Origin of the sequence: Streptosporangium sp. G11, from assembly GCF_051192615.1 — a bacterium.
In the GTDB taxonomy this organism is placed as follows: Bacteria; Actinomycetota; Actinomycetes; order Streptosporangiales; family Streptosporangiaceae; genus Streptosporangium.
In genome coordinates this window covers 257,936-272,797 of record NZ_JBPJUQ010000003.1, presented here as the reverse complement: position 1 = coordinate 272,797, position 14,862 = coordinate 257,936, and the positions used below count along the sequence as shown (strand labels likewise).

Annotated in this window: 14 protein-coding genes; 5 read left to right on the top strand and 9 right to left on the bottom strand. The window is 70.9% G+C overall.

Annotated features, from left to right (window positions below; translation table 11 throughout):
• Positions 1-98: 98 nt before the first annotated feature.
• Positions 99-1,043: an EamA family transporter gene (locus tag ACSDR0_RS04955; protein ID WP_435287521.1), complete on the bottom strand. Its 945-nt coding sequence runs from the start codon at positions 1,041-1,043 to the stop codon at positions 99-101.
• A gap of 139 nt (positions 1,044-1,182) precedes the next feature.
• Between ACSDR0_RS04955 and ACSDR0_RS04950 the strand changes: the two genes are divergently transcribed.
• Together ACSDR0_RS04950 and ACSDR0_RS04945 are read left to right on the top strand one after the other, a co-directional pair.
• Positions 1,183-2,427 (top strand): magnesium transporter MgtE N-terminal domain-containing protein, encoded by a 1,245-nt coding sequence (locus ACSDR0_RS04950; protein WP_435287520.1) that lies wholly within the window; start codon positions 1,183-1,185, stop codon positions 2,425-2,427.
• A complete protein-coding gene (locus tag ACSDR0_RS04945; RefSeq protein ID WP_435287519.1) occupies positions 2,420-2,899 on the top strand; it encodes a DUF1003 domain-containing protein in 480 nt (159 codons plus the stop codon). The genes ACSDR0_RS04950 and ACSDR0_RS04945 overlap by 8 nt, the downstream gene beginning before the upstream one ends.
• 148 nt (positions 2,900-3,047) lie before the next feature.
• Here ACSDR0_RS04945 and ACSDR0_RS04940 read toward each other — a convergent pair whose 3' ends face one another.
• Both ACSDR0_RS04940 and ACSDR0_RS04935 read right to left on the bottom strand, forming a co-directional pair.
• Positions 3,048-4,967, bottom strand: coding sequence for a Xaa-Pro dipeptidyl-peptidase (locus ACSDR0_RS04940; protein WP_435287518.1), 1,920 nt, complete (start codon positions 4,965-4,967; stop codon positions 3,048-3,050).
• Between the two features lie 536 nt (positions 4,968-5,503).
• Positions 5,504-5,989 carry a MarR family winged helix-turn-helix transcriptional regulator gene (locus ACSDR0_RS04935; protein ID WP_435287517.1) on the bottom strand — a complete coding sequence of 162 codons (486 nt, stop codon included), beginning with the start codon at positions 5,987-5,989 and terminating at the stop codon, positions 5,504-5,506.
• A 267-nt stretch (positions 5,990-6,256) separates the two neighbouring features.
• Here ACSDR0_RS04935 and ACSDR0_RS04930 point away from each other — a divergent pair, with 267 nt between their 5' ends.
• Positions 6,257-7,399: an Mrp/NBP35 family ATP-binding protein gene (locus tag ACSDR0_RS04930; protein ID WP_435287516.1), complete on the top strand. Its 1,143-nt coding sequence runs from the start codon at positions 6,257-6,259 to the stop codon at positions 7,397-7,399.
• Positions 7,400-7,602: 203 nt separating this feature from the next.
• Here ACSDR0_RS04930 and ACSDR0_RS04925 read toward each other — a convergent pair whose 3' ends face one another.
• From ACSDR0_RS04925 to sigE, 5 genes are all read right to left on the bottom strand, one after another.
• Positions 7,603-7,959, bottom strand: a complete 357-nt coding sequence (locus ACSDR0_RS04925; protein WP_435287515.1) for a sec-independent translocase — start codon at positions 7,957-7,959, stop codon at positions 7,603-7,605.
• Between the two features lie 104 nt (positions 7,960-8,063).
• A complete protein-coding gene (locus ACSDR0_RS04920) occupies positions 8,064-9,692 on the bottom strand; it encodes a S1C family serine protease (RefSeq protein ID WP_435287514.1) in 1,629 nt (542 codons plus the stop codon).
• Between the two features lie 95 nt (positions 9,693-9,787).
• Positions 9,788-10,822: a sigma-E factor regulatory protein RseB domain-containing protein gene (locus ACSDR0_RS04915; protein ID WP_435287513.1), complete on the bottom strand. Its 1,035-nt coding sequence runs from the start codon at positions 10,820-10,822 to the stop codon at positions 9,788-9,790.
• Positions 10,819-11,349 (bottom strand): anti-sigma factor family protein, encoded by a 531-nt coding sequence (locus ACSDR0_RS04910; protein ID WP_435287512.1) that lies wholly within the window; start codon positions 11,347-11,349, stop codon positions 10,819-10,821. The genes ACSDR0_RS04915 and ACSDR0_RS04910 overlap by 4 nt, the downstream gene beginning before the upstream one ends.
• A gap of 52 nt (positions 11,350-11,401) precedes the next feature.
• Positions 11,402-12,034 (bottom strand): RNA polymerase sigma factor SigE, encoded by a 633-nt coding sequence (gene sigE / locus ACSDR0_RS04905; RefSeq protein ID WP_329085768.1) that lies wholly within the window; start codon positions 12,032-12,034, stop codon positions 11,402-11,404.
• A 171-nt stretch (positions 12,035-12,205) separates the two neighbouring features.
• On the opposite strand from sigE, the gene ACSDR0_RS04900 reads away from it, so the two are divergent.
• Together ACSDR0_RS04900 and ACSDR0_RS04895 are read left to right on the top strand one after the other, a co-directional pair.
• The gene (locus tag ACSDR0_RS04900) at positions 12,206-12,856 is read left to right on the top strand and encodes an O-methyltransferase (protein ID WP_362685333.1); all 651 of its coding nucleotides are present in this window, start codon (positions 12,206-12,208) and stop codon (positions 12,854-12,856) included.
• Between the two features lie 168 nt (positions 12,857-13,024).
• Positions 13,025-13,249 (top strand): hypothetical protein, encoded by a 225-nt coding sequence (locus ACSDR0_RS04895; RefSeq protein ID WP_435287511.1) that lies wholly within the window; start codon positions 13,025-13,027, stop codon positions 13,247-13,249.
• 63 nt (positions 13,250-13,312) lie between these two features.
• Here the strand turns inward: ACSDR0_RS04895 and ACSDR0_RS04890 are convergent, their stop codons facing one another.
• Positions 13,313-14,839 carry a leucyl aminopeptidase family protein gene (locus tag ACSDR0_RS04890; protein ID WP_435287510.1) on the bottom strand — a complete coding sequence of 509 codons (1,527 nt, stop codon included), beginning with the start codon at positions 14,837-14,839 and terminating at the stop codon, positions 13,313-13,315.
• Positions 14,840-14,862: the final 23 nt, after the last annotated feature.

Genomic DNA, 14,862 nt, shown 5'->3' with positions numbered 1-14,862 from the left:
TCCCGTTGGACCCGTCTGACGGCGCGTTTCGCCGGACCCGCCCGGCGGCCTCGGCGCACCGGGTGCCGCCCCCGGCCGATCGCCCCGCCGGCGCGGCCTCACCCCACGCGAACCGGTTCCCTGACCTCCCGCGCGGGCGGGGGCAGCGCGGCCGTGGCCCGCTGGGCCAGGTAGGCGCCGGCCAGGACGATCACGCCGCCCGCGATCTGGAAGGGGCCGAGCGCCTCGCCCAGCAGGATCCAGGCGACCACCGCCCCGGCGATGACCTCCAGCGAGGCGACCGTGGAGCCGATGGCGGCCGACAGGCGGCGGATCGCGAGGACGCCGAGGATGTAGGCGGCGGCCGTGGCGACCACGATCAGCCAGACCAGCGCCCCGACGACCGGCAGCGTGTGGCCGCCCGCGGGGGTGGCCGTCCCGCTGAGCGCCCCCCAGGGGATGTCCCACGGCCGGGAGATCGGCAGGAGCACCGCGGCGGCGCCGAGCAGGCCCCAGGCGATCAGGCCGAGCGGGTCGACGTCGTCGCCGAGGCTGTCGCTGAGCAGGAAGTATCCGGCGCAGCCCGTCATCGCGGCGAAGGCGAGCAGCAGGCCCACCGGGTCGAGGGCGAGACCCGACCAGACCTCCACCACGATGCCGAGCCCGACCACGGCGACGACGGCACCGGCGAAGGCCGCCCGCGGCAGCCGTACCCGCCGGACGAAACGCACCCAGAGCACCACCACCACCGGCGAGGTGTACTCGATCAGCAGGGTGACGCCGACCGGCAGCCGGGTGATCGCCGCGAAGAACAGCGCCTGCACACCGGCGACCGCGATCACCGCGTACGCCAGGAGGAACGGCAGCCGCGCGCGGGGGATGCGCAGGGCCGAGGGCCGGGCGACCGCGAGGACGCCGACGAGCAGCAGCCCGGCGCCCGCCATGCGGACCCAGACCGCCTCCAGCGGGGCCAGCCCCGCCGCGCCCAGGTATTTGGCCATGGGGCCGGAGAAGGCGAAGCACAGGGACGACGCGATCGCGATCAGAAGTCCTGCACGTCTCATGACCCACCGTTTCTGTAATTACCGTTAAGCGCCTTTGATGCTGTCACGGTGGCATATCGGACAGCAACCGCATTCCGGAATGTGAGCCGGGGAGCGTGGCAGCGGCCGGCCGGCTCAGGACGCGGCCTACGCTTCAGATGTGAGGATCTTCATCGCGCGTCTCGCCGGAACCCCGGTCTTCGACCCCGCCGGGGACCAGATCGGCCGGGTCCGCGACGTGGTGGTGGCCATCGCCGGCAGCGCGCCGCCGCACGTGCACGGGCTGGTCGTCGAGGTGCAGCCCCGCCGCAGGGTCTTCCTGCCGATCACCCGGATACGGTCCGCCAAGGCCGGTGCCGTCGTCTTCAGCGGCCAGCTCAACATGCGCAGGTTCGAGCAGCGGGCGACCGAGACCCTGGCCATCGCCGAGTTGCTCGACCTCGGCGTGGAGGTCGAGGGCCAGCGGATGACGGTCCTGGACCTGGCCATGGAGGAGAACAGGCGCTCCGAGTGGCTGATAACCAAGGTGGCGGTGGTCGGAAGCCCTCCCGGCATGGGGCTGCGCCGGCGCGGCGTGACCAAAATCGTCGACTGGGGCGAGGTTCGCGGCTTCGGCGCCGTCCAGAAGGACCAGGGCGCGGCCAACCTGCTGGTCGCCTTCGAGTCGATGCGCGCCGCCGACCTGGCCGGGGCCCTGCACGAGCTGCCCGACAAGCGGCGGGTCGAGGTGGCCGCGGCCCTCGACGACGTACGGCTCGCGGACGTGCTCGAGGAACTTCCCGAGCGGGACCAGATCGGCATCCTGAGCAGGCTCGCCCCCGAGCGGGCCGCGGACGTGCTCGAGGAGATGAACCCCGACGACGCGGCCGACCTGCTCCAGGACCTCCCCGCCGAGCAGGCCGAGGCGCTGATGGCGCTGATGGAGCCCGAGGAGGCCGCGCCGGTCAGGCGGCTGCTGATCTACCCGGAGAACACCGCGGGCGGGATGATGACGAGCGAGCCGGTGGTCCTGCCCCCGAGCGCGACGGTCGCCGAGGCGCTGGCCAGCATCCGCCAGCGCGAGATCACCCCGGCCGTGGCCGCGCAGGTCTACGTGGCCCGGCCGCCCGTCGAGACGCCCACCGGCCGCTTCCTCGGCCTGGCCCACTTCCAGCGGCTGCTGCGCGAGCCGCCCTCGACCCTGCTCGGCGGCATCCTGGACACCTCCCTCGACCCGATCAGGCCGGGGTTCACCCTGAACCAGGTGACCTCCTACCTGGCCAACTACAATCTCGTGGCGGCTCCCGTGGTGAACGAGGCGGGACGCCTGGTCGGCGCCGTCACCGTGGACGACGTGCTCGACCACCTGCTGCCCGACGACTGGCGCGAGCGGGACGACCAGCCGAGAGAGGGCGAGAATGCCTGACCGCCTCGACCAGCCCAGGCAGCCAGGTCTGCGGCTGCGCCCCCACTACGACCCCGAGGCGTTCGGACGGCTGTCGGAGCAGATCGCCCGCTTCCTCGGCACCGCCAGGTTCCTGGTCTACATGACGGGTTTCGTCGCCCTCTGGGTGCTGTGGAACGTCTTCGCCCCCCAGTCGCTGAAGTTCGACCCCTACCCGTTCATCTTCCTGACGCTGATCCTGTCGCTGCAGGCCTCGTACGCGGCGCCGCTGATCCTGCTCGCCCAGAACCGGCAGGACGACCGCGACCGGGTCCAGAACGAGCACGACCGCAGGGCGGCGGAGCGGAACCAGGCCGACCTGGACTACCTCACCCGGGAGATCGCCGCCCTGCGCATGGCGCTCGGCGAGGTGGCCACCCGCGACTACATCCGCTCGGAGCTGCAACGCCTTCAGGAGGACCTCCAGGAGCCCCAGCGATCCCTGGAGTCGTGAACCGGGCCCGTTCCAGCCCGCCCCCTCCCCCCGGGCGGACACGCGCTCTGAGCCCCGCGCCCGGCGGTGACACGGGACGGGGTGCGAGCCGGGCGTCCCGCCCCGCTCACACCCCGCGGATCTTCTGAGGATCAGTGGCTCCCGAAGATCAGAAGAACAGGTTCTCCGGCTCCGGCAGGTCCAGCTGCCGCGGACCACTCCACCTGCTCGCGTCCCTCGGCACGTCGGTGCTCCGCAGGGTGCTGAGCGCCAGCGGGAGGAGCACCCTGCTCCCGGCCAGGTCGACGGTGACGTTCGCGCCGGTGGCCCTCTCGTCGCTGTAGGTCGAGTCGGTGCCCGCGATCACGAGGGCCAGCCTGTGTCCCTTCTTGAAGACGTAGTCCTGCGGCAGCGTCTCCCAGCTCACCTTGCCGTACGTGCCCGCGGGCAGCGGCGAGGGCGTGCTGAGCGAGTCGCGGTTCTGCACGTCGATCCAGCCCCGGGCGACGATCTCCAGCGGGCGGGTGGCCCGGTTGGTGACGACCTGCCGGTAGCAGGCGTCGTCGGAGGCCGTGCTCTCGCCGTGGCAGCTCTCCTCCGTGACCGTGGTGATGCCCTGGCCACGCCGCCAGTCGATCCGGGTGTCCTCGCCGAAGTCGACGAGGAGCGCGGTCAGGTTCGAGGTGGGCTGGTCGAGCGCGACGCGCAGGTCCACCACGGGCGTGCCGGACAGGCGCAGGTCCAGCGGCAGCGCGCCGGTGGTGAAGGCCACCCTCCCCGGCTTGGCCGTGCCGACGTCGGCCACCATCGCCTCCTCCGGCTGGCGGATGTCGGTGAACGTGGCGGTCTGCCCCTTCTTCGCCGGTACGAGGCCGAACGAGCCGTCGGCCGCGGGACGGAAGGGGACCTTCAGGGCGAGCGGGGCGGGCCAGTCGTGCTGGGTGGTCCAGCGGTCGAGGCTGCTCTGCACGTCGGCGCGGGGCTCGCGCATGATGTCGTTCCGCACGCCGAGCAGCCAGTAGTCGAACCAGCGGTGCAGCGTGTCGACCCAGAGGTCACGGCGTCCCTCGAAGTCGAAGGGGTCCACGTGCTGGTACTGCCCGACCCAGATCTTGCGGGGCACGTTCCTGTCGGCCAGGGCCTTCCACCACTTGGAGAAGTTGTCGGGCATGACATTGAGGTCGTTGACCGTGTGCACGGCGAAGACGCTGGCGCGCACCTTGGAGACGTCGGCCAGCGAGCCCGCGATGTAGTCGCGCTCGGCCCAGAAGCCGTTGTAGTTCCCGGTGTCGTCGCCGTCCTGGGCGTCCAGGCGTGCCCAGGTGGCCGCGCACTTGGCCGTGGGGTCGCTGTCGACGTAGTCCCCCAGCCAGGACATGTAGTCGTAGTTGTAGATCACCCCGTTGGAGCGCTGGTACTTGTACCAGGAGCTGATCGCCGAGATCGGGACGATCGTCTCCAGTCCCTTCACCCCGGTCGCCGCCACGGCGTTGGCCAGCGTGCCGTCGTACGACTTGCCGATCATCGCGGCCTTGCCGGTGGTCCAGTCCGCGACCGCGGGCGTGCCGTCGGGGCGGTAGGCGGTGGCGCGGCCGTTCAGCCAGTCGATGACGGCCTTGCCGCCCAGCACGTCGGCCTGCCCGCCGACGTCGGGGCAGCCGTCGGACCTGGTGGTCCCGATCATGTCGACGTTGAGGACGGCGTAACCGCGCGGTACGAAGTAGTTGTCGTAGTACAGGGGGAATTTCGTCACGTTCCCGGCGGCGTCGTAGACCTTCCGCTCGGCCTCGTTCCCCCGTCCGGAGTTGTCGTAGTACGGGCTCTCATCGATGATCACCGGCACCTTGAGGCCGGGACCGGACTCCTTCGGCCTGATGATGTCGACACGGACCCGGTCCGGCTTTCCGTCGGAGTCGCTGTCGACGCTCGACTCGACGTACACGTGCTCACGGACGGCGTCGGCGTACGAGAAGACCGGCTGGGTCCGTCCCCGCTCGACGGTGAGAGAGGGGTGGGTGGCGGCGTGTGCCGGGGTGACACCCGCCGCGACCACGATGAGGGCGGTGAGGGCTGCCCGTAATTTTGGCATCGAGCCTCCGCATTAGTCGTGAATATCCGCAATCTCCACGAGTGTCCGTATGACCGGCAAGATCCTTTATGCGTTCGACATCACTCTGGGGCTGGCATGTGACATGGCGCCGAACGGTCTTGTCCGGAAAGCGGTCAAGACGGCCGATCGGACCGCGACAGGGCGGGAAACCTCGCCGGGGAAGGGCGGGACAGGACTCCGGGAAGCCACCCGGGAAGCCCTCCGCGCCGGGACCGCCCGGCCGGAGGTCATGAGAGCCGGCGCCCGCGCGAAGCCGCGCGGGCGGCATCGGCGAGACGTCCAGGCGGGTGGTGCCGGCAGGTGGCCCCGGGGCGCGCCGGCGCGAGGCCGTGGAGCTCGCGTTACAGGTGGTGCCGATGGAAGGCCGTGGGGCTCAGGTGCCGGCGCAGGGTCGTGAGGCTCAGCACAGACGGTGCCGGCGCAAGGTTGTGGAACTCAGCACGGACGGTGCCGGCGCAAGGTCGTGGGACTCAGTGAGACTCAGCACAGACGGTGCCGACGCAAGGTCGTGGGACTCAGTACGCGTCGGTGTCGGAGTGAGGGCCGGGAAAGAGCTTGTTCAGCATGGCCGCGCACTGCCGCAGCTCGTCGGCGTCGAGCATGTCCAGGAACTGGGCGCGGACCCCGCGCAGGTAGGTGGGGCTGGCCTCGGCCAGCCGCGCGGCGCCGTCGTCCGTCAGGACCGCGAACAGCCCGCGGGCGTCGCTAGTGCAGGCCTCGCGCTCGACCAGGCCGTCACGCTGGAGGCGGTCGATGAGCCGGGTCAGCCCGCTGCGCGACAGCAGCACCCGATCGGCCAAATCGTTCATCCTCAGCCGCCGCTCCGGCGCCTCGGACAGCTGCAACAGGACCTCGTACGAAGCCAGGGCCAGGTCGTGCTCGACCAGCAGGTCGGCCTCCAGAACCCGGGTGATGCGGACCTGGGCCCGCTGGAGCATGCGCCAGACCACCAGCTCCTCCGAGCCGATGCTCTCTCTTGACTCGCCCGCCGTCAGGGTCACGGAGTAACCTTAGAACGTTGCACGCGCACCTACACAGCGAATTGTCCGAATCCGGCGACCAAGGCCGGATTCGGAATTCCTTTCGGTGTCCCCGGGTTCCATACCATGGGCTCACGACGCCGACCGTTCCCTGCTGGGATCGGCCTCCTGCCAAGCCATACGGGCGCCACGACGGGCAGGTCCCGCCCGCGAGACGCCTCATCGATAACAGACAAGGAGGGACGGCATCCCCCGTCGCCCCCGGGTGACGTGACTGCCGACACTTCGATGGCACCTACCACGGAACTGGTGATGGCCGCCCTCGCGACCGTCAACGACCCTGAGATCCGTCGGCCGATCACCGAACTCGACATGGTCAAGAGCGTCGACATCTCCCCCGAGGGGGCTGTACGCGTCGCGATCTATCTGACCGTGTCCGGCTGTCCCATGAAGGACACCATCACCCGAGACGTCACCGGCGCCGTCTCCAAGGTCGACGGAGTGACCGGCGTCTCCATCGAGATGGACGTCATGAGCACCGAGCAGCGCAAGACGCTGCAGACCAAGCTGCGCGGCAACAAGGGCCCGGAGAAGGAGATCCCCTTCGCCCAGCCGGGCTCGCTGACCCGCGTCTTCGCGGTCGCGTCCGGCAAGGGCGGCGTCGGCAAGTCGTCCGTCACCGTCAACCTCGCCGCCGCGATGGCCGCGAGCGGTCTGAAGGTCGGCGTCGTCGACGCCGACATCTACGGTCACAGCATTCCCCGCATGCTCGGCATCTCCGAGCGCCCCACCAAGGTCGAGGACATGATCATGCCGCCGGTGGCGCATGACATCAAGGTCATCTCGGTCGGCATGTTCAAGCCGGAGGGCAACACCCCGGTCGTGTGGCGCGGTCCGATGCTCGACCGGGCCCTGCACCAGTTCCTCGCCGACGTCTACTGGGGTGACCTGGACGTGCTGCTGATGGACCTGCCCCCGGGCACCGGCGACATCGCGATCTCCGTGGCGCAGCGGATGCCGTCCGCGGAGCTCCTGGTGGTGACCACCCCGCAGCAGGCCGCCGCAGAGGTCGCCGAGCGCGCGGGATCGATCGCCGTCCAGACCCACCAGCAGATCGCCGGTGTCATCGAGAACATGTCGTGGCTGCCCTGCCCGCACTGCGACGAGCGGATCTCGGTCTTCGGCGAGGGCGGCGGCCAGACCGTGGCCGACGCGCTGACCCGCACCCTGGGGTCCCGCGTGCCGCTCCTGGGCCAGGTGCCCATCGACATGCGCCTGCGCGAGGGCGGCGACGAGGGCAAGCCGCTCGTGCTGACCGACCCGGACGCCCCGGCCGCGGTAGAGCTGAGCCGCATCGCCACCTCCCTCAGCAAGAAGTCGGCCAGCCTCAAGGGCCTCCAGCTCGGCATCTCGCCCACCCGGCGCGGCTAGTCCCGGCCACGGCCCCCGCCAGGCGGGCCGCACAACCCGGCCTTCCGGACCGGAGACGACCCGGAGGGCCGGTTCCGCGAGGCTCGAAACGACGTCTCCCGCGACACGACGACGGCGGCGCCCCCTCACCGGGGGGCGCCGCCGTCGGCCGTTCAAGACGCGAGCCGCCCGCCCGAAGCGGGAACTCGCGGGAAACCAGGCGACTAGGTCGCGTCGGAGTCGTACGGGGGGATCTCGCCGTAGCCCAGCTCGTCGGTGCCGCTCATCGCGTGGGCGGCCGGTTCGGCGGTGGCGGCCGAGGCGCCGTTCCAGTCGTCCTCAAGGTCGGCGGTGAGGTGCTTGCGGACGAAGTTCTTCGGGTTGAGGTCGGCCGGGTCGAAGTCGGCGAAATCGGGCCCGAGCCCCGTCCGCAGGTCGTCTCTCGCGTTGTTGGCCATCCGGCGCAGGTTGCGCAGCGTCTTGCCCGCCTGAGAGGCGGCCTGGGGAAGCTTCTCCGGGCCGAAGACGAGAAGGGCGATCACCACCAGCGCCACGATCTCAGGCCAGCCGAGTCCGAACACGGTGATCTCCTACCGGGAGGATGCCAGAAGCACCTCTCCGGTCATACACCGGAGAGGTTCCACACTAACGCCCCCACCCGCGAGCACGCGCCGCACCCCGTCGCTCAGGAGGGCCGGGGTGAGGGCAGGTCGGGTGCGGTGCCGACGGTCACGATCGCGGTCTTCTCCTGGCCGCCACGCTGGTACTTGATCGAAAGCTTCTCGCCGGGGGCCCTGTTGCGGATCATGGCGATCAGCTCGTTGCCGTCCTGGAGCACGACGCCCTCGACCTCCAGGATGACGTCCCCGGGCTTGAGGCCCGCCTGGGCGGCGGGACCGTTCGGCTCGACCGGCTGCTGGGCGCCCTGCCTGGGCTCGGTGGCGATGCGCACCCCGACGCCCTGGTAGGTCGGGTCGATGGCGACGCCGATGCGCGACTTCTTGGCCTTGCCCGTGGTGATCAGCTCCTGGGCGACCCGGCGGGCATGGTTCACCGGGATAGCGAAGCCGAGGCCGATGCTGCCGCTCTGGCCGCCGACCGACCTGCCGAGCGTGGCGATCGCCGAGTTGACGCCGATGACCTCGCCGTTGACGTTGACCAGCGGGCCCCCCGAGTTGCCGGGGTTGATGGCGGCGTCGGTCTGCACGGCGCTGAGCCAGGTGGTGTCGGAGCTGTTCTCCTCACCCGCCTGGACGGGACGGTTGAGCGAGCTGACGATGCCGGAGGTGACGGTGCCGGTCAGGCCCAGCGGGGATCCGATGGCGATGACCGGGTCGCCCACCACCACGTTGTCGGAGTTGCCGAGGGTGATCTCGGGGGCGCCGAAGGTCTCCGCGGGCTTGACCACGGCCAGGTCGGACTCGGGGTCGCGGCCCACGACGACGGCGGAGGTGGACTTGCGGTTGTTGAACTGGATCTGGATCTGGCCGCTCGGGTCGGCGTTGGCCACCACGTGGTTGTTGGTCACCACGTAGCCGCCCTTGATCAGGAAGCCGGAGCCCGTGCTGGAGCTCGCCCCGCCCTCGACGGCCAGCGACACCACGCTGGGCAGGACCTTGGAGGCCACGCCCGCGACCGATTCGGGGGGCCGGACGTTGGAACCCGTCGGCGCCCCTCCCAGGCTGAAGGAGGGGTCGCGCCCCGAGCCCGCCGGCTTGGTGAGGAGGTAGGTGCCGACACTGCCCAGCGTGGAGGCCAGCAGCGCGATCACCACGGCGAGGATCGCCAGCGTGGCGGTGCGCGGCCCGCGCCGGACGGGCGCGGGTGCGGGCGGCGGACCGCCGAAGCCTCCGTAGCCTCCGGAGCCGCCGGGAGGCGGAGCCCAGCCGGGGCCCATGCCGAACGCCTGGGCGGGCGGCGGGGGCGGACCGGCCTGGGAGGCGAAGATCGCCGTGTCGTACCTGGGCCTGCCCGAGGGGTCGCCCCAGTTCTCCCCCGCGGGGGCGGGGCCCTGGACGCCCTCACCGGGCGGCTCCCCCTCGTCGTGGCGGAGCCGCTCGGGATGGTCCTGCGGCCTGCCCCACCGGGAACGGTCGGGCTGGGCCCCCAGCTGGCTCCAGCCGTCGTCGCGGGGCTGCTCGGTCTGGAAGGGCGCGGCCTCCCCGGCGGGCAGGAACTCCGGGCGGGAGAACTCAGGGCCGGAGGAGTCGGCGCGGCGGGGCTCGGGAGTGCCGTGTCCGCCGTCGGTGAAGTCCGACGGCGTACGCCCCTCAGCATCGTGCGCCTCGTGGGTAGTACGGGCATCGTCGGTCATCGAATACTCACTACTCCTTGCCTCGCAGGCGGCCGCTCACCGAGTCAACCCGGCAATCTTCCCCCGAGCGGCATACGAGATGTGTAAAGCACGCGTTATCCGAAGGGATTGACCCAGGAGAGCAGGCGGCTCGCACCGCGGCCGAGCCGCGACCAGAGATCGGGAACGGGCTCGTGCGGCAACGCCGCGACGGCGGCGTCGACCATGTCGGCCGGCGCGTCGGCAAAGACGGTGTAGACATGACCCCCACTCGCCCAGATCGTCTCCTGCCCAGCTGGGTCTCGAACCCAGATCGTATGCCCCTTGCGCCTCTCCGCATGCCAACCTTGAAGACGTTCCTCGTCAAGCATCCCAGACTGGATGAAAACCGACACGACTGACAATCCATCTGAATACCCTAGATATAAGTATCCAGGAGGGGTGTTGTGGGCGGCGAACAGCTCCAGGCGCCCCGGTAGGACCCGGGGAAAACGCCAGCCTCCGGCCTCCAGGCGGGGCAGCTCGGCCAGGTCGAAACCACCGGCGGCCATCACGGGCAGCGCCGTGCTCCTCACCACCGGGTCGAGGGTCAGATCGACGAAGGCCCCGGCGCTGACGACCCGGCCCGCCGCGTCCATGAGCTCGCGGCGCAGCACCGGCCCCCCGGACTCGTCGAGCCAGTAGCGGGCGGCGACCGTGCCGTCGGCCCGGAGGACGTTCACCAGGCGGGCGGGGCGCCCGCAGGCGAAGCCCTCCCCCGCGGCCACGACCCGGTAGTTGCGGGCCAGGACCTCGAGCATCACCTCGGACGGGCTGGACATGCCCCCGGCGGGGGTGCCGGGGTCGGCGTTCCGTACGGAGCCGGAGGGCTCGGTGCGCACCGTCAGTCCCTTTCCGGGGATGTTGCGCACCTCCAGCACCGCGGAGGTGGAGCCCGAGGCGCCCCAGACGGTGACGTACTGGGTGCCGGAGTATCCGCGGGACCTGCCGGCGACCGCCGCCTCGCGGAGCAGGTGCAGGCCGGTGTCCTCGCTCTCGATGTCGTCCGGCGGCACGGAGTGCGGGGCCCGGACGGCGTGTGCCGGACTGCCCGCCACCATTCCCAGCAGCATGACAGCGGCCAGGATGACCGTGGCGGGCAGCCGGATCACGGAGAGGGAGAGAGGGTCGGCGCCGCCGACCCGCCATAGGGCGCGGTGTTCCTGTGCTGGTTGGCGAACATGTCGACCGGCGGCACGACACGCGGGTTGGGGTCGGCCCCGCCTACGACGAACAAGGTCCCGATCGCCACGGCCGCCGAGGCGACGCCCACCGCGACGTATCCCGCTCTCCGCGCGCGGCGAGGGGTCCCGGCACGGCCCCGGGGCCGGTTGTCGGGGGGAGCGACGCTGTGCATGCTCGGAATGGGTGCGCCGCCGAAGGTGCGTGAGGCCGGAAAGGGGCGCTCACGCGGCGGCAACGGGCCGCCGGGCTCCGCCATCCGCAGCAGGGACATCGTCAGGTCGGCGGGCATCGCGGGACCGTCGAGGGACCGCAACCGGCTCTTCAGCGCGCGCATGGCGTCGACCTCGGCCCTGCAGGGGGCGCAGAAGGTCAGGTGCGACAGGGCGCGGTCGCGCTCGTGGTGATTCAGCTCACCGTCGACCAATGCTGAAACGCGTTCTCCAAGGTGACTCATGCGCACTCCTTGCCAAGTGGCTCGTCGTGACATTCGTCATGACTGTGGTTTCTCATGCGAATTCCTCCCCGTGGGTAACGCTCGGGGGGAATTGATCGTTCCGCGGCGCGCGGTGCTCCAGCGCCTCACGCAGCTGCGCCCGCCCACGGTGGATCCGGCTGCGGACGGTGCCGAGCTTCACGCCCAGCGTCGCCGCGATCTCCTCGTAGGACAGCCCCTCGATGTCACACAGGACGACGGCCGCCCGGAACTCGGGCGCGAGCGCGTCGAGTGCCGCCTGGATGTCGGGCTCCAGATGGGTGTCGTCGTACACCTGTGCGGGAGAGGGCTCGCGCCCGCGCAACCGCTCGGCGGCGTCGTCGGCGAGCCCCTCGAACCTGATGCGCTGCTTGCGCCGCGCCATGTCGAGGAACAGGTTGGTGGTGATGCGGTGCAGCCAGCCCTCGAAAGTGCCTGGCGTGTAGTTCGACAAAGACCTGAAGACCCGGACGAAGACCTCCTGTGTGAGATCTTCCGCATCGTGCACGTTGCCGGTCAGCCGATAGGCCAGCCGGTATACGCGCGCCGAGTGCGTCCGGACCACCTCCTCCCATGTAGGAGGTGTCCAATCAGACACGGGAGCTTCGGCCTGGTGGTCGGACTCCTCCACCAGCACTCCTCTCTCCGGGACCACCGCTATCGCCATAGTGCCTGGTTTCGTCCCTTCGTGCGCACTGACTACCTTCAGGACCGGCAAAGGCCGCTTAAACCGTGCAACGCACCGGGGGTGACATGAGTTCCCGATCGGGCCTGCCTCCCTTAGGCTGCGACCCAGCGCCTATATGACTGTGTACGGAGAAAGCGGGAGGAGAGGCCGATGGCAGAGACGCCGACAAGTCCGTTGGAGGCCACTCTGGCCTATGCCGACGAGTTCCACAGGGAGGACGACATCCTGCGTGCCGCGCGCATGCGCGGCGCGGAGGTGGGGGCGCCCCCGATCCTGCCCGGCGGCGGCGCCGCTCTCTGCTTTCTCGCCACCGCCATCAACGCCCGCGCCGTCGTGGAGATCGGCACCGGCTGCGGTGTGTCGGGGCTGTGGCTGCTCCGCGGCATGCGCCAGGACGGCACGCTCACCAGCGTGGACGTGGAACCGGAGCACCAGCGGCTGGCCCGGCAGAGCTTCGCCCAGGCCGGATTCTCCGGCGGCCGGATCCGCCTGATCACCGGCCGCGCCCTCGACGTGCTCCCCCGCCTCTCCGACGGCGGCTACGACCTGGTCTTCTGCGACGGCGCCATGCACGAGTACGCCGACTACCTGGCCGAGTCCGTCCGGCTGCTGCGGGTCGGCGGCATCGTCGTCTTCGACAACGCCCTCTGGGGCAACAGGGTGGCCGACCCCGTGCAGCGAGACCCCGACACGGTCGCCATCAGGGAGCTGGGCAAGCTGGTCCGCTCCGACGAGCGGCTCCGCCCGCTGATGATGCCCCTGGGAGACGGGATCCTGGCGGCCGTCAAGCTCGCCGACTGACACCGTCCGCGACACGCCCCAGAATTGGGCAATGCCGTTCACACGGGTCCGGCAAGCGATCTCCAGGATCCCGAAAGAGGCGGATCGATCCCCCATCGGCCGGAAACGATGCTGGCAAGGCCCATAACGCGGGCCTTTTCCATGATCATCGATACACAGGGGTGAACCATGACGGTTGCCGCCAAACTAGACAAGCTGCTCGACAAGGAGTATGAGGGGGCCGACCTCAGCGCGCTTCCCAACGCCCCGGTCAGCGCGCTCTCCGGAGTCAGCGAGAGCGACGCCAAGGATCTGGCCAAGGCGTTCGGCATCAAGACCATCGGCGATCTCGGCCGCAACAAGCACTTCCGGGCAGCGGAGGCCATCGTCAGCCTCTCCGAGGCGAACCGGTAGCGAAGCGCGGGCGGCGGCCCGCGCACCGGGCAGGCGCCAGGCTCGCGGGCCTGGCGCCGGCCACTACCCCCTGGTCACCGCTCCTGCCCTGGTCACCGCCCCTTGGTCACCGTCGTGGAGCCCCGACAGCCACTCCAGCAGCAGGCGCACGCCGTACCCGGTGGCCCCCTTGCTGAAAACGCCCTCGTCCGCCCCGCTGCGGCCGACGCCCGCGATGTCCAGGTGCGCCCACGGCCGTCCGCCGGTGAACTCGCGCAGGAACAGCGCCGCGGTGACGGAGCCGGCGCCGTAGGTCGATCCGGCCTCGATGTTGGCCAGGTCGGCCACGGACGAGTTGAGCGCGGGGACGTAGTCCTCGATCAGAGGCATCCGCCAGAGCCGTTCCCCGCTGCCCTCTCCCGCCCCGATCAGCGCGCCGGCCAGCTCGTCGTCGGAGGCGAAGACCGCGCCGAGATCCTTGCCCAGGGCGATGCCGATCGCCCCGGTCAGCGTGGCGATGTCGACCATGACGTCCGGGTTCAGCTCCGCGTCGGCGTAGGCCAGCGCGTCGGCCAGGACCAGGCGCCCCTCGGCGTCGGTGTTGAGCACCTCCACCGTCCGGCCGCCGTACTGCGTGATCACGTCGGAGGGGCGCTGGGCCGTGCCGGAGAAGGCGTTCTCGGCGGCGGCGACCAGGCCGGTGACCCGCACCCGCACGCCGAGCGCGGCCAGCGCGCCCAGGACCGCGATGACGACGGCTCCGCCGGCCATGTCGGTCTTCATGAACACCATGTTGCTCGTCGGCTTGAGCGAGATGCCGCCGGTGTCGTACGTGATGCCCTTGCCGACCAGGACCACGTGGCCGGTCGCGCCCTCGGGCTCGTAGGAGAGCTGGATCAGCCGGGGCGGGTTCACCGACCCCTGCCCGACGGCGAGGAGGCCGCCGAATCCGCCGGACCGCAGCTCCCGCTCGTCCCACACCCGCACCGCGACGCCCCGCTCGGCGGCGCGCTCGGCGAGCCAGGCGGGGGACTTCACCGAGGAGGGGGTGTTGGCCAGGTCCCTGGCGAGCGCGACGGCCCCGGCGATCACCTCGGCCCCGGCGACCTCCGCCTCGACCCCGTCACCGACGAACTCGAGCGTCGCGGGGGAGGACTTCGCCTCGCCGACCCGGAAGGTGTACGTGGCCAGCAGCGCGCCCTCCACGAACGCGGCCACCGGCCCGCTCGGGAGCACGATCCTGATGGCGTCCCTGCCCTTGCCGCGCCGCGCCACCGCCGCGCCCGCCTTGCGCAGGGCGGTCGCCGAGCCGTCGCCGACCCCGTAGAGGAGCACCCGGCCGACGGCGTCGCCGTTCGCGACGGGAACCTCGACGATCTCCCCCGCCTCGCCCTTGGCCTTGTGGTGGGCGAGCAGCGCCGCCGCGGGCACCGGCAGCTCGATCTCGGGCGCGAGGTCCGCGGCGAAGGGGACGGCCAGCAGCTCGGCGTCACCGGGGAGCGCGGCCCCGGCATCCTCCCCGGCGGTGGACTCCGCGCCCCCGGGGGACGCGGCGGAGAGCCCCCGCGCGTAGGGGACGCGAGGCAGGAGCAGATGGGGAGAGATGGGCATAAGGGTAACTCCAGTCATCAGGC